20 protein-coding genes are annotated in these 23240 nt (G+C 38.5%); 19 read left to right on the plus strand and 1 reads right to left on the minus strand.

Annotated elements, in window-relative coordinates; translation table 11 throughout:
• Positions 1 to 92 precede the first annotated feature (92 nt).
• From bshC to ftsZ, 17 genes are all read left to right on the plus strand, one after another.
• Positions 93 to 1712: a bacillithiol biosynthesis cysteine-adding enzyme BshC gene (bshC, locus tag PQ479_RS12870; protein ID WP_047987769.1), complete on the plus strand. Its 1620-nt coding sequence runs from the start codon at positions 93 to 95 to the stop codon at positions 1710 to 1712.
• Between the two features lie 153 nt (positions 1713 to 1865).
• Complete coding sequence (mraZ, locus tag PQ479_RS12875; RefSeq protein WP_047987770.1) at positions 1866 to 2297, plus strand: division/cell wall cluster transcriptional repressor MraZ; 432 nt, start codon at positions 1866 to 1868, stop codon at positions 2295 to 2297.
• Positions 2298 to 2324: 27 nt separating this feature from the next.
• Positions 2325 to 3257, plus strand: coding sequence for a 16S rRNA (cytosine(1402)-N(4))-methyltransferase RsmH (gene rsmH / locus PQ479_RS12880; protein ID WP_047987771.1), 933 nt, complete (start codon positions 2325 to 2327; stop codon positions 3255 to 3257).
• An 18-nt stretch (positions 3258 to 3275) separates the two neighbouring features.
• Complete coding sequence (ftsL2, locus tag PQ479_RS12885) at positions 3276 to 3638, plus strand: cell division protein FtsL (protein WP_047987772.1); 363 nt, start codon at positions 3276 to 3278, stop codon at positions 3636 to 3638.
• Positions 3639 to 3940: 302 nt separating this feature from the next.
• Positions 3941 to 6190, plus strand: coding sequence for a penicillin-binding protein (locus PQ479_RS12890; protein WP_047987773.1), 2250 nt, complete (start codon positions 3941 to 3943; stop codon positions 6188 to 6190).
• A 111-nt stretch (positions 6191 to 6301) separates the two neighbouring features.
• Positions 6302 to 8227, plus strand: coding sequence for a stage V sporulation protein D (locus tag PQ479_RS12895; RefSeq protein ID WP_047987774.1), 1926 nt, complete (start codon positions 6302 to 6304; stop codon positions 8225 to 8227).
• Between the two features lie 125 nt (positions 8228 to 8352).
• A complete protein-coding gene (locus PQ479_RS12900; protein ID WP_047988009.1) occupies positions 8353 to 9813 on the plus strand; it encodes a UDP-N-acetylmuramoyl-L-alanyl-D-glutamate--2,6-diaminopimelate ligase in 1461 nt (486 codons plus the stop codon).
• Between the two features lies 1 nt (position 9814).
• Entirely contained in the window at positions 9815 to 11176 is a 1362-nt protein-coding gene (locus PQ479_RS12905) for a UDP-N-acetylmuramoyl-tripeptide--D-alanyl-D-alanine ligase (protein WP_047987775.1), read from the plus strand.
• 4 nt (positions 11177 to 11180) lie between these two features.
• Positions 11181 to 12155 (plus strand): phospho-N-acetylmuramoyl-pentapeptide-transferase, encoded by a 975-nt coding sequence (gene mraY, locus PQ479_RS12910; protein WP_047987776.1) that lies wholly within the window; start codon positions 11181 to 11183, stop codon positions 12153 to 12155.
• 1 nt (position 12156) lies between these two features.
• Complete coding sequence (murD, locus tag PQ479_RS12915) at positions 12157 to 13509, plus strand: UDP-N-acetylmuramoyl-L-alanine--D-glutamate ligase (RefSeq protein WP_047987777.1); 1353 nt, start codon at positions 12157 to 12159, stop codon at positions 13507 to 13509.
• 157 nt (positions 13510 to 13666) lie between these two features.
• Positions 13667 to 14767 (plus strand): stage V sporulation protein E, encoded by a 1101-nt coding sequence (spoVE, locus tag PQ479_RS12920; RefSeq protein ID WP_047987778.1) that lies wholly within the window; start codon positions 13667 to 13669, stop codon positions 14765 to 14767.
• Between the two features lie 549 nt (positions 14768 to 15316).
• On the plus strand, positions 15317 to 16096 hold the full coding sequence (locus tag PQ479_RS12925) for a cell division protein FtsQ/DivIB (protein WP_047987779.1): 780 nt from the start codon (positions 15317 to 15319) through the stop codon (positions 16094 to 16096).
• Positions 16086 to 16796 carry a DUF881 domain-containing protein gene (locus tag PQ479_RS12930; protein ID WP_337957105.1) on the plus strand — a complete coding sequence of 237 codons (711 nt, stop codon included), beginning with the start codon at positions 16086 to 16088 and terminating at the stop codon, positions 16794 to 16796. The genes PQ479_RS12925 and PQ479_RS12930 overlap by 11 nt, the downstream gene beginning before the upstream one ends.
• Positions 16797 to 16801: 5 nt before the next feature.
• On the plus strand, positions 16802 to 17518 hold the full coding sequence (locus PQ479_RS12935; protein WP_047987781.1) for a DUF881 domain-containing protein: 717 nt from the start codon (positions 16802 to 16804) through the stop codon (positions 17516 to 17518).
• A 5-nt stretch (positions 17519 to 17523) separates the two neighbouring features.
• On the plus strand, positions 17524 to 17895 hold the full coding sequence (locus PQ479_RS12940) for a small basic family protein (protein WP_047987782.1): 372 nt from the start codon (positions 17524 to 17526) through the stop codon (positions 17893 to 17895).
• A 213-nt stretch (positions 17896 to 18108) separates the two neighbouring features.
• Positions 18109 to 19401: a cell division protein FtsA gene (gene ftsA / locus PQ479_RS12945; RefSeq protein ID WP_047987783.1), complete on the plus strand. Its 1293-nt coding sequence runs from the start codon at positions 18109 to 18111 to the stop codon at positions 19399 to 19401.
• Positions 19402 to 19434: 33 nt separating this feature from the next.
• Positions 19435 to 20583 (plus strand): cell division protein FtsZ, encoded by a 1149-nt coding sequence (gene ftsZ, locus PQ479_RS12950; RefSeq protein WP_047987784.1) that lies wholly within the window; start codon positions 19435 to 19437, stop codon positions 20581 to 20583.
• 32 nt (positions 20584 to 20615) lie between these two features.
• Here ftsZ and PQ479_RS12955 read toward each other — a convergent pair whose 3' ends face one another.
• On the minus strand, positions 20616 to 21032 hold the full coding sequence (locus tag PQ479_RS12955; RefSeq protein WP_273717025.1) for a hypothetical protein: 417 nt from the start codon (positions 21030 to 21032) through the stop codon (positions 20616 to 20618).
• A 394-nt stretch (positions 21033 to 21426) separates the two neighbouring features.
• On the opposite strand from PQ479_RS12955, the gene spoIIGA reads away from it, so the two are divergent.
• Together spoIIGA and sigE are read left to right on the plus strand one after the other, a co-directional pair.
• The gene (gene spoIIGA / locus PQ479_RS12960) at positions 21427 to 22356 is read left to right on the plus strand and encodes a sigma-E processing peptidase SpoIIGA (RefSeq protein ID WP_047987786.1); all 930 of its coding nucleotides are present in this window, start codon (positions 21427 to 21429) and stop codon (positions 22354 to 22356) included.
• Between the two features lie 16 nt (positions 22357 to 22372).
• Complete coding sequence (gene sigE, locus PQ479_RS12965; protein WP_047987787.1) at positions 22373 to 23092, plus strand: RNA polymerase sporulation sigma factor SigE; 720 nt, start codon at positions 22373 to 22375, stop codon at positions 23090 to 23092.
• The last annotated feature ends 148 nt before the right edge of the window (positions 23093 to 23240 follow it).

A 23240-nucleotide genomic window follows, 5' to 3' on the forward strand; every position in this document is an offset into this window, starting at 1 on the left:
AGTATATAATATAAAGAAAATGAACTTATATCATATCGATCATTGTGTTGGTAGTAATAAGCAACTTCATGTAGAAGGGACGTCAAAGAGGGATGGAAGTAAAGGATATAAGCCATTCAAATGAGGCTGGCTTTTTAAAAGATTATATAGAAGGCGAACCGAAAGTTAAATCGTTTTTTCATTATGGGATAGATGAACAGAATAAATATCAAAAGCGCCTAGAAGATATTAGGGCAAGATCATATAACAGAGAGGCGTTAGTATCGTCTTTGCGGCAATTTCACGAGCGTTTAAATCTCTCTCCCCAATCATTAGAGCGTATACATACTTTAGTAAGAGACGATGCAGTCGTTATTGTAGGAGGACAGCAGGCGGGGTTGTTAACAGGACCGATGTATACCTTCTATAAAGCTTTAACGACAGTTAAGCTGGCAAAAGAGCAGGAACAAAAGTTAGGTGTTCCGGTGGTTCCTGTCTTTTGGATTGCTGGGGAGGATCATGATTTAGATGAAATTAGATATGTGTTTTCACAAGAGAAGCACACATGGAAAAAAGTGTTACTAGACATTGATGAAAGTATGCAATCAGCGTCAAACGTAACATTAGATCATGGGGGTTTAGACAAGTGGCTCACGCGTATTTTTTCCCAGTTACCAGAAACCGAATATACAAAAGACTTAACGAAGATTGTTCACCAATTTAGTTTGGAATCACAAACATTGGTTGATTTCTTTGCCAAGCTATTAGATTGGTTATTTGCTGATGAGGGCTTAGTATTATTAGATGCTCACCAAGATCCAATTAGAAATATGGAAAAGGTCTTTTTCGAGTGCTTGATTGATCAGGTTGATGAGCTTCAGTTCGCTCAACAGGAGGGTGCCCGTCAGTTTGAAGAGGCGGGTTATGGAAGACCAATTATGACTGAAAAGGAAAATGCCCATCTTTTTATGGAATTTGAAGGGAAAAGGGTGCGTTTAGATTATGTAGAGGGAAACTTTTACTTGAAGGACTTAGACCACAGTTTTACAAGGGATGAACTTTTGGATTTATTAAATAAGCAACCTTCTTTATTTAGTAATAATGTTGTCACTAGACCTTTAATGCAAGAGTATATCCTGCCGGTGTTAGCTTTTATTTCTGGGCCAGGCGAAATTAAATATTGGGCGACATTAAAGAGGAGTTTTGAATTATTTGATTTGAAAATGCCTCCCGTCATTCCTAGGCTTATGATGACTATTGTTCCGAAGATGACGGAAAATTGGCTTCAAGAAAAGTCTTATACAGTGGAAGATTTTCTAAATGGGGGTGGTCAAGAGTTGAGGCGAAAGTGGATCGATGAAAGTGAGAAACGCCCGGTTTCCTTAACGGTCGATGAAGTAAAGCGTTCGATTTCTCAAAAACACGCTCCGCTTCGTGAGTTAGCTCAAGAGCTTGATTATTCCTTAGGTAAATTAGCAGAAAAGAATTTACAGCTCATTAACCAAGAAATAGAATTTGTCGAAAAAAGGATGCTTAACCATTTGCAAAAAAAGCATGAGCAGGAATTGTCAAAGTTTGATGAGGCCAATCGCTGGTTATATCCGTTAAATCGACCACAGGAGCGCGTCATTCATCCGTTCATTTTACTAAATCTAGTAGGAAAGTCTGGTTTGTGTCGAATGATGGAACTTGAAATCCCGATTGATTCGCAGCATAAACTGATTTTTCTGTAAAAAAAAGTATTATTTACCTGTCAAAAGATAGAGAAAGAAAAATCCTGCGAAGAAGCAGGATTTTTTTTTGTGGTGTAAAAATGATTATATAGTGGTATAAAGTGGAGGGATGTGGTAGATTAGAGTTATAAAGTGGGGGGAGATGAATCGACTATGTTTATGGGGGAGCATCGCCATAACATTGATGAAAAGGGACGGATGATTGTACCGGCCAAATTCCGAGATAACCTCGGTACGTCCTTTGTTGTCACAAGGGGGCTCGACCGCTGTTTATTTGTCTACCCACAAGAGGAATGGGAAAAGTTAGAGCAAAAATTAAAGACGCTACCTTTTACTAAAAAAGATGCACGAGCATTCACCCGATTTTTCTTTTCGGGGGCAACAGAATGTGAAATAGATAAGCAGGGAAGAATAAACATTGCTGCACCTTTGCGAGATTATGCTCAGCTTGTAAAGGAATGTGTGATTATCGGTGTATCCAATCGTGTCGAGGTTTGGGCAAAGGAAAATTGGGAAGAGTATTTTGCCGAGTCAGAAGATTCCTTTAGTGAGATTGCTGAAAATATTATTGATTTTGACCTGTAGGTTGAGGATTGCAAGGAGATGTCGTCTATGTTTACTCATGTAACAGTATTAAAAGAAGAATCAGTGAAAGGTTTGCAAGTCAAACCAGATGGAATTTATGTAGATTGTACGTTAGGAAGAGGGGGCCATTCGGAGTTAATTGTCAAACAACTGAATGATCAAGGGCATTTATATGCGTTTGATCAAGATGATGAGGCACTTGCTTTTGTACAGGAGAATTGGGCGGCTTATCAAGGGAAATTCACATTAATTAAGTCAAATTTTCGCTACATAAAAGAAGAGCTCCAAAATCGAGGTGTGACCGAAGTTGATGGGATCCTATTTGATTTAGGTGTTTCATCCCCGCAGCTAGATGATGCAAGTCGTGGGTTTAGTTACCATCAAGACGCTAAATTAGATATGAGAATGGATCAAACGGCGGCTCTAAGTGCGTTTGAGGTAGTCAATGAATGGGATTTTCACCAACTAGTTCGAATCATTACTCGATATGGAGAAGAGAAGTTTGCTAAACAAATTGCTCGAAAGATTGAAGCAGCTCGTTCAAAGAAAGCTATAGAAACAACAGGGGAACTTGTTGAATTAATTAAAGAAGCGATTCCAGCACCAGCTCGTAGAACCGGTGGCCATCCTGCTAAACGGACCTTTCAAGCGATAAGAATTGCAGTAAATGATGAGCTTGGAGCGTTTGAAGATGCTTTAGAGGATGCGGTTGATATATTGAGCAAAGGTGGAAGAGTTGCTGTTATCACGTTTCATTCGTTAGAAGATCGATTATGTAAAGAGATTTTTAGAGAGAAAAGTAAGGGACCGGACTTACCGCCTGGTTTACCAATTATCCCAGAAGGATTCGAAGCACCATTAAAACTAATTACAAGAAAACCGATTATACCGAGTGAAGGTGAATTAGCAGAAAATAATCGTTCTCGCTCGGCTAAGCTAAGAATTGCAGAAAAACAATAAGAGTGAGGGGGACTGAAAATGAGTATGGTTGCTCGCAATATTCAACATAAGCAGCAGGAAACGTTACAACCTCAACGTAAAAAAGTAGTACGTCGTATTAAACATAAAATAACAAAAGGTGAAAAAGCGATTATGGGACTTATCGTTGCTGGAATTTTCCTCTTTGCTGCCTTTATCATTCATAATTATATTGGCATTTATCAAACGAATGCTGAAATCGTTCAGCTCGAACAAACGATAAGTGGACAAGAAGAAGTGAATGCGGGCCTGAGCTTAACGGTTGATGAATACAGTAATCCAGAAAGAATTATTGAAAAAGCGAAAGAACAAGGTATGTTTTTCCAAGGAGACCAAGTAAAACCAGTTCAACCACAAAACTAGTTCATTCATGAACTAGTTTTTTTACACAAATATAAGAGTTCGTTTTTAAGCACCATTTATAAAAAGCGCACATGACGAAGCAGCGTTCACTTCGTCACCAACAAAGATGAAAGTAGTGGCGACTTTTTAAACAGTTGGCTCTTTTACAACTCGATCAACATCAGGAGTCGGTCTGAACAAACAGGGAGCAATGTCCTGTTAAGTCATCTAACGCAAGATGGATGACCAGGTAACTTCAAGGCACAACCTATCGCCCATATGTAACTTTCATACAAAACAATTAGCAAGGACGGAGTGAGAGGATGGAAATAAAACGGGCAGTAACCAATGTTAGAGCTGTTACCTTAATGATTATTTTCTTTGTCATCTTTTTTGTTTTTATTGGACGTGTTGCCTTCATACAAGTAACAAAAGAAGTTAACGGTCAAGAACTCGAAGAACTGGCAGAAGAAAGGTGGAGTCGCTCCATTGAATTATTAGGAAAACGAGGGACGATTTTTGACCGCGGTGGAGGAATTCTGGCGGAAGAAGTCACCTCGTATAAAGTCTATGCCATATTAAATCAAAATCAAAGTGAATTTGTGCAAGACCCGAGTGAGACGGCCGATGCTTTAGCACCATACATAAATCAAGATGTACAAAATTTGACCCGAATTTTATCACAAGATAAATTTCAAGTTGAACTTGGAGCTGGTGCACGTAACTTAACGTATGAAGAAATGCTGGAGATACGCGAGTTAGAGCTAGAAGGGATTTATTTCACAAGAGAACCAAGAAGGTATTATCCAAAGCAAACATATGCTTCTCATATCATTGGCTATACAGAGAGGAATATGGAAGCAGCAAGAATGGGTCTTGAAAGAAGTTTAGATGATTATTTGTCAGGGCAAGACGGTCAACTTAACTATCAAGCAGATCGAAATCGGGTACCGTTATTAAATCAACCTGAAACTATTACACCGGCAGAGGATGGTTTAGATGTATATTTGACACTGGATTCAAATATTCAAACGTCTTTAGAGCAAGTCATGACGGAAGTAGATGAACAATATAAGCCTGAAAGAATGATTGCGATTGTTGCCGATCCTAAAACAGGTCAAATCCTGGCGATGAGTAATCGTCCTAGTTTTAATCCTAATCGTTATGAGTCGATTACAAATTATATGAATTATGCTGTATCCGATCACTTTGAACCAGGCTCTACGGTTAAGATGTTTACAGTCGCAGCAGCGATTGAGGAAGGGAAATTTAATCAAGATCAATTATATCAATCTGGTACTATTCAAGTAGGGCCAGACCCAGTGCGTGACCATAACTATGGTCGTGGGTGGGGAGAAATCACATTTGAAGAAGGTTTTTATCGTTCTTCTAACGTTGCTATGGCAAAACTCGCACTAGAAGGATTAGGTGCAGATAAGTTATATGAGTACTGGGAACGATTTGGTTTAACTGAACCAACAGGCATTGATTTACCAAATGAAGCAAGTAGTTTAATTGCTAAAGGAAGTCAAACCGATGTAGCAACGACTGCATTTGGTCAAGGTACAGCGATTACGCCTATACAACAAATTCAAGCAGCTACAGCGATTGCTAATGGTGGTAAGATGATGAAGCCCTATGTAATTGATCGGATGGTTGATCCAAATACCGATGATGTTGTTATGAAAAATGAACCAGAAGTGACAGGTGAGCCAATCTCTGAAGAGACCGCCTCACAAATGCTTGACTTATTAGAGGGGGCTGTCATTGACCCAGCAGGTACAGGTAAGCCTTATTATATTGAAGGGTTTGATGTCGTTGGGAAAACAGGGACGGCCCAAATTCCAAACCCAAATGGACCAGGGTATATTCAAGGGCATGGCGAAAACATCTTTTCCTTTTTAGGAATGGCACCTAAAAAAGACCCGAGTTTACTCGTATATGTAGCAGTTGAAAGACCAACCATTTCAGCAATGGAGACGGGAGCTCAACCAGCACAGAAAATATTTACGACGGTTATGAAACAAGGGTTGGAATATTTAAATGTAGTACCTACGGTAGAAGAAATAAACCAAGAAACAAAAAAAGGGTATCAATTAGAAGATTTCACAGGAATGACGACGAAGGATGCAGCAAAAGTGATAGAGGAACAAGGGCTTACGCCAGTTATTCTTGGTGATGGTAAGCAGGTGATTTCACAAGAGCCTGCAATTGAAAAAGGGCTTTTAAAAGGTGAAAGAGTGTTTTTACGGACCGATGACGACAGCTATGAGATCCCAAATATGGTTGATTGGTCAAGTCGTGATGTTTTAAGGTTAGCAGATGTATTAGATATAACGGCTAACTTATTTGGGCAAGGGTATGTCACAGGGCAAGATGTCTCAGAGGGAGACCGTGTAGTGCCTGGTGATTATATTACGATTGAGTTGGCTTTAAAGTCATATGAGCAAGAAGAGAATTTAGTTGAGGAAGAAATGAATGAAGCGGACACGGAAACAGAGGATGAAGAAAATGGGGAAGCGATTGGTGAATCGGAATCAGAGGATCTTTCTGATGGAGTAGATACGGAATAGTTGGTAAAGCGTTGTATCTCCCGAGAATGTTCTACTTTTTCGTTCAAAGCATAGGCTAAAACAAGCTATCTTTTTTACGATTTGTAGAAATGACTCGGGAGGTTGACTTACGTGCGTGTTTCAAATGTAACCGTTAAAAAGCGTTTATTACTCGTATTTTTTGTTGGACTGGCTATCTTTTTTATCATTACCTTTCGTTTAGGGTATGTTCAATTTGTATTAGGTGATTGGTTAACGGATTTAGCAGAGGATTCGTGGAGTCGGGATGTACCCTTTGAGGCAAAACGAGGAGAGATTTTAGATGCTAATGGTGTTGTATTAGCAACCAATGTGAGTTCTCCATCGGTTTTAGTCGTTCCAAAACAAGTGAGGGATCCAGAGAATACAGCGGAAAAACTGGCGGCCACTCTTGATATGGATACGCAACGAGCCTTTGAAATGGTTACTAAAAATGCTTCTATTGTGAAGATTAACCCAGAAGGAAGAAAAATATCGAAGGAAAAGGCCGATGAAGTAAGAGAATTACGGTTAGCTGGTGTGTATATTGCCGAAGATAGTAAAAGGCATTACCCATTTGGTAGTTATTTGTCACATGTTCTTGGATTTGCAGGAATTGATAATCAAGGTTTAACGGGGTTAGAGTCCTATTATGATGAATACCTGAAAGGGGAAAAAGGCTATGTTTCCTTTTTTGCGACGGCAAAGGGAAATCGAATGCCTAATCATGCCGATGAATATAAGGCACCTACGGACGGAATGGATTTGGTTTTGACCATTGATAGTCGCGTTCAAACGATTATTGAACGGGAACTAGATATTGCTGAAGCCAAATATAACCCGGATGGTGCGATTGCAATTGCTATGAATCCTAAAACAGGAGAAATTCTTGGAATGAGCAGTAGACCTCATTATAATCCTGAACAATTCCAAGCTGTAGATCCGACTGTTTACAATCAAAACAAACCTGTTTGGATGCAATATGAACCTGGGTCTACTTTTAAAATTATCACCTTAGCGGCTGCTTTGGAAGAAAAAGAGGTTGATTTATTAAAGGATAACTTTTATGATCCCGGCTACATTAAAGTAGCTGGACATAATTTAAGATGTTGGAAAAAAGGTGGGCATGGCTCTCAAACTTTTTTAGAAGTGGTTCAGAATTCATGTAACCCAGGCTTTGTTGTTTTAGGAGAGAGACTAGGAAAGGATCGACTATTTGATTATATTGAAGACTTTGGTTTTGGAACGAAAACAGGGATAGATTTACAAGGAGAAGGTACGGGAATACTATTTAACCGTGACCGAGTAGGGCCGTTAGAGCTTGCGACAACATCATTTGGACAAGGAGTGGCTGTGACCCCTATCCAACAAGTCGTGGCTGTATCGGCAGCGGTTAATGGAGGGTATATCTATGAACCTTATTTGGCCAAAGAATGGCTGGACTCGGTTACAGGAGAAGTGGTCAATAGTCATACACCCGTTATGAAAAGACAAATCATCTCGGAAGACACGTCTGAACAAGTGCGATTTGCCCTTGAAAATGTTGTGGCACAAGGTTCCGGAAAAAAAGCATTTGTTGATGGCTATCGAGTCGGTGGGAAAACAGGGACGGCACAAAAAGCAAAGGATGGTCGGTATTTAGAAAATAACTACATCTTATCTTTTATCGGTTTTGCTCCGGCTGATGATCCAGAGATTGTTGTTTATGTGGCTATTGATAATCCTAAAGATACGATTCAGTACGGTGGTCAAGTAGCCGCTCCGATTGTCGGAACAATTATTGGTGATAGCTTACGCGCACTAGGCGTTGAAAAAAGGGAAAACCAAATTGAAAAAGAATTAACGTGGCCAGATGAACCACTCGTTGAAGTGCCGGACATGCTAGGGCGAACGCGAAGAGAAATTCATGATTCTTATTATGAATTACAAATTAATACATCTGGTGAAGGGAAATACGTCGTGACACAATCACCAAAGCCAGGAGAAAAAGTTCAGTCAGGTTCGACAATCCGACTTTATATGGGTGACAAAAAGCAATGAAACGTCTAAAATAATTCTATGTGTGTTCCTAATAGAAAAAGGGAATGTAATAGGAAAAGAGTAGAGATGATACTTTTAAATCTCTACTCCTACCATGTAGTGGATGAACGGAGTGTTAATCAATGATGAAATTATCAGAGCTTATGAAAGTAGTACCATTTATAGATGTCGACTTAAAAGAGGATCCAGTAGTTGAGCATATAACAATGGACAGTCGTGAAGTGAGAGAAAATACATTCTTTATTTGTATCGAGGGATATACAGTAGACGGTCACGACTTTGCCCTAAGCGCTATTGAAAATGGGGCAGTTGCCGTTTTGGCTGAAAAAGCGCTCTCTTTAGATGTGCCTGTAATCGTAGTAAAAGATACAAAAAGAACGATGGCTAAGTTGGCGAGTCATTTTTATGAATATCCAACTGAAAAGTTCCCGTTGATTGGTATTACTGGAACGAACGGAAAAACATCAACAACATTAATCTTAGAGCATATTTTTAAAGCGGCACAGAAAAAAACAGGTGTCATTGGTACGATGTATGCCAAAGTGGGAGAAGAAATTGTCAAAACGAAAAATACGACACCAGAGTCAATAACTTTACAAGAAACCTTTCATCGAATGGTCAAAGAACAGGTTGATGTGGCATTTATGGAAGTCTCTTCTCATGCTTTGGATTATGGTCGTGTTCATGGTTGTGATTTTAATATAGGCGTTTTTACGAATCTGACTCCGGATCACTTAGATTATCATGAAACGATGGATGCGTATTTGAATGCTAAAGGTTTATTATTTGCTCAATTAGGAAATGTATATCGTGATAAATATGCGATTTTTAATATCGATGATCCTGCTTCCAAAAAACTGATGAAAATGACGAGTGCAGATATCGTGACGTATAGTATAAAACATAAAGCAGATTTTTTTGCTCGTGACATTCGTTTAAGTGCAAAAGGAACGAAATTTGAGCTTATTTTCCAAGATACATGTTATGAGTTAGAGGTTAGTTTGATTGGTAAGTTTAATGTGTATAATTTACTAGCGGCAATTAGTGCTGCTTATTGTGCGGGGCTTTCCATTGATGTTATCGTTGAGTCATTATCTACAGTAAAAGGGATACCAGGAAGATTTGAAACGGTTAGAGCTACAGTTGAGCAAGATTTTACTGTAGTTGTCGACTATGCACATACTTCAGATAGCTTACAAAATGTACTTGAAACGGTACAAGATTTTGCAACGGGAGATATTATAGTTGTGGTCGGATGTGGTGGCGATCGAGACCGCTTAAAACGTCCAGTAATGGCGACAATTGCTACACAATTTTCAACCGAAGCTATTTTTACTTCGGATAACCCTAGAAGTGAAGAGCCACACCAAATCTTAGCTGATATGACAACAGGATTACAAGCTCACAATTATCATGTGATTGTGGACCGAGAAATGGCGATTAAGCAAGCGATAGCCGGTGCTAAAACTGGTGATATTATTGTGATTGCAGGAAAAGGACATGAAACTTACCAGCAATTTGCCAAAGAGACGGTTCACTTTGATGACCGTGAAGTAGCGAATGAAGCAATTAAGGAGAGAAAGTAACATGATACCATCAACAATCATACCTTTTCTTTCCACTCGGTTCAATCATCAAGCGACGCAATTCCGTGCTGTTTCGATAGATACGAGAACATTAAAAGCTGGGGATTTGTACATTCCATTAGTTGCCAACCGTAATGGTCACTTATTTATAGATAAAGCGATAGAGAATGGTGCACAAGCAGCATTATGGAACAAAAACGAGCCACTCCCATCCTCGTTACCTCCTGGTTTTCAATTATATATGGTTGAAGATACGTTAAAGGCTTTACAAAAAATGGCCGAAAATTATCGAGCGATGGTTAATCCAATTGTCATTGCGATTACAGGGAGTAATGGTAAAACGACTACAAAAGATTTAGTTGAAGCTGTTCTTTCTTTAGAGGCAGTCACATATAAAACTCAAGGGAACTTTAATAATCATATCGGATTACCATTAACGATTTTGGCGATGCCATTAGATTGTCAGTATTTGATATTAGAAATGGGTATGAGTGGCTTTGGCGAGATTGAATTGCTTTCTACTATTGCCAAGCCAAATCAAGCAATTGTGACAAATATTGGGGAATCACATATGGAGCAATTAGGGTCACGTGAAGGGATAGCTAAGGCGAAAATGGAAATTATCTCCGGATTAGTTCTCGATGGTCATGTCTATATGGATGCGGATGAGGCTTTGTTAAAGCCATATTGGAATGAACAATCCAAGCTAATTGGCTTTGATTCGAAATTAGCGACAGCGATCAAGGATTTAAAAATGACTGAGGATGGTTATACCTTTACTTTTGAAGGTCACAATTATTTTCTACCTATTCTCGGTAAACATAATGTCAAAAACGCAGCTTATGCAATTGCACTGGCCAGTGAACTTGGTTTTGATTCAGAACAAATCCAATCTGGTTTGGCGAGCGTGCAAATAACAGGAATGCGATTAGAAAAAACTAGAGGTCCCTTTGGTGAGCTTGTTATCAATGATGCTTATAATGCTAGTCCGACATCTGTGAAAGCGGCTATTGAAACAATCAAAGAAATGCCAAGCTTTGAAAAGAAAATTTTGGTTATTGGAGATTTATATGAGCTTGGAAAAGATGAGGAAACGCTACATCGTCAGCTTGCATCTAGTATTACACATCCGATAACGGCAATTGTTTGGGTAGGGGAATTAATGAAATGGATGTATGATGAGTGGCAGAAATCGTATTATGATGAAAACATTCAAGCCTTCTATTTTCAGAAAAAAGAAGAGGCTGCACATACAATCTATTCCTTAACAGACGAAAGTAGTGTAGTATTATTTAAGGCTTCTCGTGGAATGAAGCTAGAAGAATTAATAAGTGCTTATCAGCAAGAAGGAAAGGAGGGGTGATAGAATGTTAGAGCTAGTGTTGTTATTATCACTTCTTTTATCATTTCTTATTGCCGTTTTATTATCACCCGTTTTTATCCCGTTTTTAAGACGTTTAAAGTTCGGGCAAAGTATTAGAGAAGAGGGGCCAGAGTCGCATCAGAAAAAAAGCGGGACACCCACGATGGGTGGAATCGTTATTGTTCTGTCAATATTACTGGCGACATTATTTGTCTCGATTCGGTTCTTATCTTTTAGTCAAGAGATCTTATTGTTATTATTTGTAACAGTAGGGTTTGGGTTAGTAGGGTTTTTAGATGATTATATTAAAGTCGTCAAAAAAAGAAATTTAGGGTTGACCTCAAAACAAAAGTTATTTGGTCAATTGTTAATAGCCGTTTTATTTTATTTTGGACTTATACAACTAGGTTTCTCAACAGTGGTTACCATACCAGCAACATCTATTAGTATTGACTTTGGTTGGTTTTACTTACCTTTAATTATCGTAATGTTAGTTGGGGCATCCAATGCCGTGAATCTGACAGATGGGTTAGATGGTCTTCTAGCTGGAACCGCAGCAATAGCTTTTGGAGCGTTTGCTGTCATTACATGGAGTGCCGATCAAGTTAATATTTCGGTATTTAGTGCAGCTGTCGTTGGTGCTGTATTAGGGTTTTTAGTCTATAATGCACACCCTGCTAAAGTGTTTATGGGAGATACAGGTTCCTTAGCACTTGGTGGAGCGATTGCCGGGATTGCTATTATGGCGAAGCTCGAAATTCTCTTAATTATTATTGGTGGAGTCTTTGTCATTGAAACGTTATCCGTTATCATTCAAGTGATTTCATTTAAAACAAGAGGGAAGCGTATTTTTAAGATGAGCCCACTGCATCATCATTATGAATTGTCAGGTTGGTCCGAGTGGCGTGTCGTTGTGACGTTTTGGTTTGTTGGCTTATTATTAGCGTTGTTAGGAATCTATATTGAGGTGTGGATATAATATGAAGACTTACAACGGGATGAAAGGTAAAAAAGTCTTAGTTTTGGGATTAGCCAAAAGCGGTGAAGCGGCAGCTCGTCTGTTGCAGCGCCTCGGTGCTGAAGTGACCATTAATGATGCTAAACCTTTAGAGGAAAATGAACAAGCGCAAAGATTAGATAAGGAAGGCTTTCAAATTATCAGTGGCTCTCACCCTCTTTCATTACTTGATCAAGGCTATGAGTTAATTGTCAAAAACCCGGGTATTCCTTATTCGAACCCTTTATTGCAAGAAGCTGCTAAAAGAGATTTGCTTGTAATTACAGAAATTGAATTAGCATATTTAATTAGCGAAGCCGAGATCATTGCAATTACTGGGTCAAATGGAAAAACGACAACGACGACATTGGTTCACCATATGATGAATGAAAGTGCTAGAAATCCTCTTATTGCTGGGAATATTGGCACAGTTGCCTGTGAGGTAGCTGAGACGGCTACAGAGGATGACGTAATTGTTATGGAGGTTTCTAGCTTTCAATTAATGGGTATTTCAACATATCGTCCTAAGATTTCTGTGCTGTTAAATATCTTTGATGCACATCTTGATTATCATGGTTCAAAAGATGCTTACATAGACGCTAAAGCAAACATTGGTGCCAATCAAACGGATTCTGATTTTATTGTTTATAATGCAGATGATCCAATAGTATCTAAGATGGTCACAAATCTCCATGCTACAAAGATTCCATTTACACAAAAGGCATTATTGGCCAATGGGTTATCGGTCTATCATGGTGCTCTTTATATCAATGCAGAGAAACTTCTTGATGTCAGTGAGATTGTTTTACCTGGTACACATAATCTTGAAAATATCCTCGCAGCGGTTGGAGCTTCCTATGTTGCTGGAGCCAAAAAAGAACAAATGATTCATGTGTTAAAAACGTTTGTAGGGGTAGAGCACCGTTTGCAGTTTGTTCGTGCATTAGAAGGGCGTTCTTTTTATAATGATTCAAAGGCAACGAACATTTTAGCAACAAAAAAAGCTTTGGCAGCATTCGATGCACCTGTTATCCTGTTAGCTGGAGGACTCGATAGAGGAAATGAATTTGACGCCTTAATCCCTTCACTTGGACATGTCAGTAAGTTAATTACGTTCGGTGAGACAGCGACTAAATTAAAAAAAGTAGCTGAAGCAGCAGGAGTTGCTACTATTTATGAGGCTAATCGAGTTGATGATGCCGTTTCGCTTGCTTGGGAGAATTCTACAGTAGGTGAAGTGATTTTATTGTCACCGGCATGTGCGAGTTGGGATCAATATCGGACCTTTGAAGAACGTGGACTAGAATTTATGAGTGCAGTAATGAAAATAGGGTAGTAAGATATATAAACCATACGTATGGTCAAGGAATGAGTAGAGCTCAAAAGCTTTACTCATTTTTTTCGATTTTTAAACTAGTTACCTTCATGACATGTTTAACGACTTGTCCGCATAAAGTGTTTAGTAAGACATTTGTTGCAGGTGAGGTGGTCAAGTGGCTAGTCAAAAAAGAACGCCGGATTATAGTTTATTACTATTAATTATTGCTTTATTAATTATTGGTATGATCATGGTTTATAGTGCAAGTGCGGCTTGGGCTGAATACAGGTTTGAAGATTCCTCTTTCTTCTTAAAGAGACAACTGTTTTTTGCGGTACTCGGATTGGTTGCCATGATTTTTATTATGAATATTGATTATTGGACTTGGAAGTCGTTAGCCAAAATAATGATTATCATTTGTTTTCTGTTACTAATTATCGTTTTGATTCCTGGGGTTGGTTTAGTGCGGGGGGGTGCTCAAAGCTGGCTAGGGATTGGGGCTTTCTCTATTCAACCGTCAGAATTTATGAAGATGGCGATGATCATATTTTTAGCTAAGTTTCTTTCGGAAAATCAAAAACATATCACCTCTTTTAAGAGTGGGCTTCTACCGTCTTTAAGTATTGTAATGGTCGCTTTCGGTATGATTATGCTGCAACCTGATTTAGGGACGGGGGCGGTTATGGTTGGCACGTGTGTAGTGATGATCTTTGTAGTCGGTGCAAGGGTCAGTCATTTTGTGCTTCTTGGTTTGATTGGGTTAGCAGGTTTTGTTGGTTTAATTGCTTCTGCTCCATACCGTATTAAACGAATTACTTCATTTTTGGACCCGTGGGAGGATCCCTTGGGGTCAGGATTTCAAATTATTCAATCCTTGTATGCAATTGGGCCAGGTGGTTTGATGGGCATGGGGTTAGGAGAAAGTAGACAGAAATATTTTTACTTGCCAGAGCCTCAGACGGACTTTATTTTTGCGATTCTTGCTGAAGAATTAGGATTTATCGGTGGTGCGATTGTGATAATACTGTTTGCTTTCATATTTTGGCGGGGCATTCGAATTGCTCTAGGAGCACAGGATTTGTTTGGAAGCTTGTTGGCAATTGGTATTATTGCGATGTTAGCGATACAAGTGATGATTAACATAGGGGTGGTAACAGGGTTGATTCCTGTAACTGGTATTACGCTACCGTTATTAAGTTATGGTGGCTCATCGTTGACATTAATGCTTGTTTCCTTGGGAGTATTGCTGAATATAAGTAAACATTCAAGAATTTAAGGGCAAATGATAGGAAGAACTAGACGACTTGATTAGATATGTCAGGTTTTCTAGTTTTTTTATGAAGATTATTCATCGTACTTCATGGATGTAGATCATTATTATTTGTTTAGGGTTGAAGATTGGTGTGGATTGGTAATTGTGTGAAACTATCGAGGGGTGAATCATTCGAAGGGATTCAATTCAGATAATCTCACATACTCTGATCATGTGTTTGTAATACGTAACGTGATAAAATAAGAAAGAAGTCGAATGTTGACTAGATTTGTTAGAAAGCTTTGAAACGAAACAGAAGGATATAAGTTTCTTCATAACGAATAAGCTACTCTTAAAGGGAAGTAAGAAGTAAAGTTTAATGAAAAAGCAATTCTGAGATATAGGTATTAGACCAAATCAACTATATCAAAGGAATACTTAGAAAATAATCGTTTAAGATTACGTAGAGTGGCGTTCTTTACTGAAAAAGTTAAAGTCATGTGATAAATTTGTACCTGTTTTATGGTATAATTAAACAGATGTTTAATGATAGACAATGAGGGAGAGGTGACGATGGGGAACGACAAAATTGTAACATTGGAAGATCGCATGCCATCGTTAAAAGAACAGCGGAAACGTAAGGCGAATCGTCGGCTGTTATTCTTTCTAGTTATGTTCTTTCTTTTATTGTTAGTAATCGTATATTTCCAATCACCATTAAGCCAAATTCGAACAATTGAAGTTCAGGGGTCTTATATTGCCTCTGAAGAAGAAATTATCGAGGCTAGTGGGCTCAAACAAGGGGACCACATTTGGAATTTGAATGCAGAGGAAATTGAAGCGTCGATACAAACGTTACCTGAAATAAAAGGAGCGACGATTGATAGACAATTACCCTCAACTGTCGTGTTACATATTGAGGAACATCCACGAGTAGCTTATTTATTTAAACAAGATAAGTTTTACCCAATGATGGCAAATGGTCTTTTCCTCAATGAATTAGAACGACAAGAATATCCTTCTGATGCACCGATTATTATGGGTCTTGATGAAGGAGAGTTATTGACAGAATTTGCCGCTGAGCTTTCACTATTGCCAGAGCAAATTAGTGAGCGAATCTCCCAAGTATTCTACAATGGTGGAGATAACGAGCCAAACGAAATAACTTTATATATGACAGACGGAATTGAAGTAAGGTCTTTTATTCATAATTTTTCAGAATGGATGGTTCCATACCCATCTATTGCTCAGGAAATAGATCGTGAACAAAATGGTGTGTTACATATGAAAATGAGTCCATATTTTGAACAGTTTGATTTAGAGGAGGATGTAGAAATTGAAGGTGAAGGGTAAACACGTTATTCTATCCTTCGTACTGTTCGTTTCAGGTTTTATCGTAGCTTTAAGTTATCAAATAACGAGTGAAAGACAAAGCACTTCAAGTCATGATGAAACACAATGGCGTTATGAAGACGATTTAAGAAGTCAAATTATCGAATCGGAAGAATTTAATATGAGCTTACAAGAAGAGATTAGTGAAAAACAAAGCTCAATAAGAGAATTAGAGTCTCAATTAGCTAATGTAAGTGAAGAAGAGGAAGTTCGTAACAAGAATCTCATTGATGATATTGAACGACTAAGAAAAATAGCAGGTACGGTTCCTGTTCATGGTCCGGGTATTGAAATATCATTAGAGGATTCGGAGTATTTACCAACGAATGCAAATCCCAATGATTACATCGTACATGAGGAGCATGTACAGAAGGTGATTGATGAGTTATTTGTCTCACAAGCTGAGGCCGTTGCAATAAATGGATATCGATTAACGAATCAATCTTATATAAAATGTGTAGGGCCCGTTATCCTCGTAGATGGACATGTTTCAACAGCTCCTTTTACAATTTCTGCGATAGGGGAACCGGATACTTTACTAGCTTCGATTGAGATCCATGGTGGTGTTTTGGAACAACTCGTTAATGACGGCATAACGGTTAGAACTCAAAAGCAAAATCATATTGAGTTTAATTCTTACTTATCTGAAAGAGGAGGGTAAGTAAGTTGAAAAATATATGGATATTGACACTTGTCTCTTTTGTTATTGGTATTATGATTGCCATCCAATTTCAATCACTTCAAGAAAGCGAAGAAGAAGTCCAAGTTCGTGATACTCGGGATGTTCGTGAGCTTAGAGAGCAGTTGAAGCAATCTCAAGACAGGCGCATCCAATTATCGAACGAAATTGATAAATTAAATCAATTGGCCGTTGAATATGAAGAAACGTTAACAAATCGTGACAATGTTTCTGGTGTATTAGAAAATCAAATAAATGAACTTAAGGAAATAGCGAGCTTATCCGAAATAAATGGAGATGGTGTTATTATCCGGATTGAATCACTTGTGGATGAAGAATTTTTACAAGTTGATGATTTTACTCCTCCAGTAGAGTTATTTCGATTTCTATTAAACGAAGTGAGAAGTTTTGGGGGAAGTGAAATAGCTGTCGGAACGGAAAGAGTTTTGACTACCTCTGCTTTTCGAGACGTCAATGGAGTACCACAATTAAATTATAAAAGAGTGCAGCCATTACCTTTAGATATTTTTGTAATTAGCGATGACCCTGAAAAGCTACATAATGAGCTTTTAGTGTCTGCTTCTGTAGAGGAGTTTGAAGCTTTTGGTTATGCTTTAACATTCCAAATGGAAGAGAATATGACGCTACCGTCATATGAGCAAATTCCAAGAGTACGTTTTATGGAAGAGACAAAGGGGGATTAAAGGTAATGTGGTTGCCGATTTTAGGACTAATTATAGGTGTGGCCCTTGGGCTCTTAACAGAATTTCGAGTACCTGCTGAGTATTCAAGTTATTTATCTATCGCTGTTCTTGCGGCTTTTGACACACTTTTTGGGGGGATAAGGGCACATTTACAAAATAGCTTTAATGAAGGTGTATTTTTATCAGGTTTCTTTTTTAATATTTTATTAGCAGCAGGTTTAGCTTTTCTAGGGGTTCATCTTGGTGTAGACTTATATTTAGCAGCTGTTTTTGCTTTTGGCGTTCGCTTATTTCAAAATATGGCGGTTATACGTCGTGAACTCTTATCAAAATGGCGGGCTAAAAGAGAAAAAGGTAAAAATAAAAGTTCAGTATGATTAAAGATTAAAGTTTTTACGGATTTACTAGGTTTTTAAAAGGAAAAAGGCGCCTTTATGTTGAATATGATTAATAATTAATCTTTTTTAATATTTATATTTTGTTAGATTAAAGTCATTCATAGATTGATCATTAAGTCGCTTTTTAACGGAGAAAGAATACGAAGGACTTAAATGTTGAATTTAGTTCATTTATTAAGGAGGTGCCACAGAATGAACAACAGTGAAATTTATGTAAGTTTAGACATCGGTACATCCAATGTCAGAGTGATCATTGGAGAAATCTCGAATAGAACCATTAATATTATTGGGGTTGGTACAACGCCTTCTAATGGCATAAAAAAAGGTGCTATTGTAGATATAGATGAGACGGTTCAATCGATTAAGCGAGCAGTTGAACAAGCTGAAAGAATGGTTGGATTATCTATTAAACAAGTAGTTGTAGGTATTAATGGGAATCATATTCAATTACAGCCGTGTCACGGGGTAGTGGCTGTTTCAAGCCCTGACCGCGAGATAGGAAACGAAGATATTGCCCGTGTCATTGATGCAGCCCAAGTGATATCTATTCCACCAGAAAGAGAGATTATTGATGTCATTCCACAGCAATTTATTGTTGATGGTTTGGATGAAATTAATGACCCTCGTGGAATGATTGGTGTTAGACTTGAAATGGAAGGGACAATTATTACGGGTTCTAAGACAATTTTACATAATTTACTTCGTTGTGTGGAAAGAGCTGGGTTACAAATAGCCGATGTATGTTTACAACCATTAGCTGCTGGTTCAGTAGCTGTATCAAAAGATGAAAAAGGTTTAGGTGTTTGCTTAATTGATATTGGTGGTGGCTCTGTTACAATCTCAGTTTTTGAACAAGGTTCATTACAAGCAACGACTGTCCTACCAATAGGTGGTGACCATATTACCAACGATATTGCTGTTGGATTGCGCACATCAACTGAAGAAGCAGAGCGAATTAAAACCAAGTATGGACATGCTTATATCGACGAAGCTTCTGAAGAAGAAACGTTCACTATTTCGGTAATTGGTTCAAATGAAGCTCAGAATTTTAATCAATTCGAATTAGCTCATATAATAGAGCCTAGAATTGAAGAAATGTTTGAATTGATTTATCGTGAGTTAATGAAGTTAGGTTATAAAGACTTCCCAGGCGGTTATGTCTTAACGGGTGGTACTGCTATGATTCCTGGAATATTAGAATTGGCACGAGAGCTATTGGAGGGTAATATCCGCATTGCGATTCCAGATTATATTGGTGTTCGTGAATCGCAATATACAACAAGTATTGGATTAATCCAATTTGCTTATAAAAATGTGAAAGTTCAAGGCAAGGAAGTAGCAGCAGCAGTTTCTGATTCAGAAGGCGACTCATCGTATGATGAAGAGTTTGAGCCGCAGACAGCGAAAAAGGTAAAAAATAAAGAAGCAAAAAGTGAAAAACCAAAAGCAAAAGTGAAGAATTTCTTTAAAGTATTTTTTGAATAGAAGTCAATGTTAGTCTGATTAGGAGGACCTCACATGTTAGAGTTTGAAATGGATATGGATCAATTAGCACAAATTAAAGTTATTGGTGTTGGTGGCGGAGGAAGTAACGCCGTCAATCGAATGATTGAGAATGGTTTACAAGGTGTTGATTTTATTGCAGTAAATACAGATGCTCAGGCTCTTCACCTTTCAAAAGCAGAAGCAAAATTACAATTAGGTGGTAAATTAACGAGAGGACTTGGTGCAGGAGCCAATCCAGAAATCGGAAAAAAGGCAGCTGAAGAGAGTCGCGAGCAATTAGAAGAAGTCTTACAAGGCTCAGATATGGTCTTTATTACAGCAGGAATGGGCGGAGGTACTGGTACAGGCGCAGCTCCAGTCATTGCTGAAGTTGCTAAAGAGCTAGGAGCTTTAACGGTAGGAGTTGTGACAAGACCATTCACCTTCGAAGGACGTAAGCGCCAAACTCAAGCAGCTGCAGGTATTGAAGCTTTAAAAGAAAAAGTAGATACATTGATTGTTATTCCTAATGATCGTTTATTGGAAATTGTCGATAAAAATACACCAATGTTAGAAGCGTTTCGTGAAGCGGATAATGTATTGAGACAAGGTGTACAAGGTATCTCGGATTTAATTGCTGTACCTGGTTTAATTAACCTTGATTTTGCGGATGTTAAAACAATTATGAGTGAAAAAGGTTCTGCTCTCATGGGGATCGGGATTGCTACAGGTGAAAACAGAGCGGCAGAAGCGGCGAAAAAAGCCATTTCAAGTCCGTTACTTGAAACATCTGTTGATGGAGCACAAGGTGTACTCATGAACATTACCGGTGGTTCAAATTTAAGTTTATATGAAGTACATGAGGCTGCTGAAATTGTCTCAGCTGCATCTGATTCTGAAGTTAATATGATCTTTGGTTCTGTTATTAATGAAAACTTAAAAGATGAAATTGTTGTTACAGTTATTGCGACAGGTTTTGAGGATGGGGAGAACCAAGTTCAACACCGTCCAAGTTCTTCACAAAAAATGAACAAACCTAAAGCTAAGCAAGAGGAACCACAGGTTCAAAAAGAACCACGTTACTCACAGTCCCAACCACAAAAGAATCAAAATAGTGATGAGCAACTTGATACCTTAGATATTCCAACATTTCTAAGAAATCGCAGAAACCGCAATCGCTAATAACCAACAACCAACAACCCCTTATGGAAGTTTCATAGGGGGTTTTTCATGCGCGGGATGAGGCTAAAAGAAGGGATAGCAAGCCCGAGCAAAAGCCGAATCACGGGGTTGCGAGCAGAAAAAGCGAAAGGAAGCCAGAGCAAACGTGGAATCACGGGTTTGCGGGCAGAAAAAGCGAAAGGAAGCCCGAGCAAACGTAGAATCACGGGGTTGCGAGCAGAAAAAGCGATAGGAAGCCCGAGCAAACGTGGAATCACGGGGTTACGAGCAGAAAAAGCGAAAGGAAGCCCGAGCAAAAGCCGAATCACGGGTTTGCGGGCAGAAAAAGCGAAAGGAAGCCCGAGCAAACGTGGAATCACGGGGTTGCGGGCAGAAAAAGCGAAAGGAAGCCCGAGCAAACGTGGAATCACGGGGTTGCGAGCAGAAAAAGCGATAAGAAGCCCGAGCAAACGTAGAATCACGGGGTTGCGGGCAGAAAAAAAGGAAGGAACCCCGAGTATGCAGAACCTACATTCACTTCACCACAAAAAAAGGTGAAAGTAGTGGTGGCACTTTAAACAGTTGGTCCTTCATACAACTCCATTTCCACTAGGAGTCGCATGCACAAAAAGGGAGCAATGTCCTATTAAGTCATTTATCGCAAGGTGGATGACCAACTAACTTCAAGGCACAAACTCTTGCCCTTAACTCCCCCTTTTATTTTCCATATCATTTCCTCAAAAAATATTTAGACAGAAAAAGCAATTATCTTTCAAAATAACAAGTAAAAAGTCGTCATGAAGTGACAGACATAGCCTTGTGAAAGTTTTATACTAATAAAAACTATGAGTGAGGGAGTCAAATATGACGATTTATCTTGACCTCATTTGGCTATTAAACCTATTCATTGATTATTTACTCATTGCACTAACAGCCATCTTATTAAAAAGTCCTTTTAAGCATTTACGATTTATCATGGCCAGTATAGTAGCATCGTTTATTGTTATTCTCATGTTTACATCGCTAGCAGACATCGTCCATATGCCATGGTTTAAATTATCGTATTCGGCACTCATTGTGTGGATTGCTTTTGGTTATCAACGATTACGTTATTTTATGAGGCATTTATTCGGTTTTTACTTTGTTACATTTATGACCGGCGGTGCTTTATTTGCTCTTCACTTTTTTTGGCAAACGGAAGTGGACATCCTTTCGCAATTTGCTCTTCCTAGTGGCATTTATATGGGAAGTACAATTAGTTGGGTATTTGTCCTATTAGGCTTTCCGCTTGTTTGGTATTTCGCCAAGCAAAATTTTGACATGATCGAAACAAGGAAGTTTCAATCAGAACAAATTGCTATGGTTCGAATTATATTAAATGGACAAAAAGTAGAAATGAAAGGGTTGGTTGATACTGGTAATCAATTAGTTTGTCCAATTACGAAATGGCCAGTATTAATTGTAGAAGCTCGTATATTACGAGATGTATATGGAGAGGAAGTCATTGGTCAACTGTTAAAGATAGGTGAAAGTGTAGAGGATCTCTTACCAGAAACAGAAGAACTAATGGATAGGGTGAGAATTATACCTTATCGAGCAGTAGGACAGGGGAATCCGTTTTTGACTGCTCTGAAGCCTGATCAGGTTGAAATCATTTGTCAAAATCAATTATTTGAAACAAAAAAAGTATTGGTTGGAATCCAAGAAGGGGCTTTATCAGCAGAACAGCATTTTAGAAGTATTATTCACCCAAAACTTGTGCAAGGTCCCGTTGTAGAAAAGGTAGCCCAATGATAAAAGGAGGAACAATATGAAAAAGATGAAATTAAGACTTACACTTTTTTGGTATAAAATCATGCACCGTCTCGGAATGAAATCCGATGAAATATATTACATAGGTGGTAGTGAAGCTTTGCCACCTCCATTAACAAAAGAAGAGGAAGCACATCTCCTGCAGAAGTTGCCTAGTGGTGACAAAGCCGTCCGTTCAGTACTAATTGAACGAAACCTCAGACTGGTCGTTTACATTGCAAGGAAGTTTGAGAATACAGGAATCAATATCGAAGATTTAATTAGTATCGGTACAATCGGTTTAATCAAAGCCGTCAATACATTTAATCCAGAAAAAAAAATTAAATTAGCTACGTATGCTTCGAGATGTATTGAAAATGAAATTCTTATGTATTTACGAAGAAATAATAAAACTCGTTCCGAAGTATCTTTTGATGAGCCACTAAATATTGATTGGGATGGCAATGAATTATTACTTTCCGATGTCCTAGGAACAGAGGAAGACATCATTACAAAAGGAATTGAAGACAAAGTAGACAGGAAGTTACTTGTTAAAGCCTTACACACACTGAATGAGCGAGAAAAACAAATCATGGAGCTTCGATTTGGTCTTGCGGGTGATGAAGAAAAAACACAGAAAGATGTGGCGGATATGTTAGGTATCTCACAATCCTATATTTCTCGACTAGAAAAACGAATTATTAAACGACTACAAAAGGAATTTAACAAAATGGTGTAAATCGGTCTATTACTATGATGAACACAGCATGTCATCTATAACTACAACCAATAAGTGAAGAACTCCTGTGAGACATAGTGTCAAAGTTGAGACCTTAGGTTGCACTGGTTAACTGAGTGCCACTCAACTGTCTCGGAGCATAATTTTC

Source organism: Alkalihalobacillus pseudalcaliphilus (assembly GCF_028610675.1).
In the GTDB taxonomy this organism is placed as follows: domain Bacteria; phylum Bacillota; class Bacilli; order Bacillales; family Bacillaceae_D; genus Alkalihalobacillus; species Alkalihalobacillus pseudalcaliphilus.

Bases quoted from the DNA above. Each gene is read 5' to 3' on its own strand.
- ftsL2 (WP_047987772.1), top strand. From the start codon at position 3,276: ATGAGTATGGTTGCTCGCAATATTCAACATAAGCAGCAGGAAACGTTA.
- PQ479_RS12940 (WP_047987782.1), top strand. From the start codon at position 17,524: ATGTGGTTGCCGATTTTAGGACTAATTATAGGTGTGGCCCTTGGGCTC.
- mraZ (WP_047987770.1), top strand. From the start codon at position 1,866: ATGTTTATGGGGGAGCATCGCCATAACATTGATGAAAAGGGACGGATG.
- PQ479_RS12890 (WP_047987773.1), top strand. From the start codon at position 3,941: ATGGAAATAAAACGGGCAGTAACCAATGTTAGAGCTGTTACCTTAATG.
- bshC (WP_047987769.1), top strand. From the start codon at position 93: ATGGAAGTAAAGGATATAAGCCATTCAAATGAGGCTGGCTTTTTAAAA.
- PQ479_RS12905 (WP_047987775.1), top strand. From the start codon at position 9,815: ATGATACCATCAACAATCATACCTTTTCTTTCCACTCGGTTCAATCAT.
- mraY (WP_047987776.1), top strand. From the start codon at position 11,181: ATGTTAGAGCTAGTGTTGTTATTATCACTTCTTTTATCATTTCTTATT.
- murD (WP_047987777.1), top strand. From the start codon at position 12,157: ATGAAGACTTACAACGGGATGAAAGGTAAAAAAGTCTTAGTTTTGGGA.
- ftsZ (WP_047987784.1), top strand. From the start codon at position 19,435: ATGTTAGAGTTTGAAATGGATATGGATCAATTAGCACAAATTAAAGTT.
- sigE (WP_047987787.1), top strand. From the start codon at position 22,373: ATGAAAAAGATGAAATTAAGACTTACACTTTTTTGGTATAAAATCATG.
- spoIIGA (WP_047987786.1), top strand. From the start codon at position 21,427: ATGACGATTTATCTTGACCTCATTTGGCTATTAAACCTATTCATTGAT.
- PQ479_RS12925 (WP_047987779.1), top strand. From the start codon at position 15,317: ATGGGGAACGACAAAATTGTAACATTGGAAGATCGCATGCCATCGTTA.
- ftsA (WP_047987783.1), top strand. From the start codon at position 18,109: ATGAACAACAGTGAAATTTATGTAAGTTTAGACATCGGTACATCCAAT.
- rsmH (WP_047987771.1), top strand. From the start codon at position 2,325: ATGTTTACTCATGTAACAGTATTAAAAGAAGAATCAGTGAAAGGTTTG.
- PQ479_RS12900 (WP_047988009.1), top strand. From the start codon at position 8,353: ATGAAATTATCAGAGCTTATGAAAGTAGTACCATTTATAGATGTCGAC.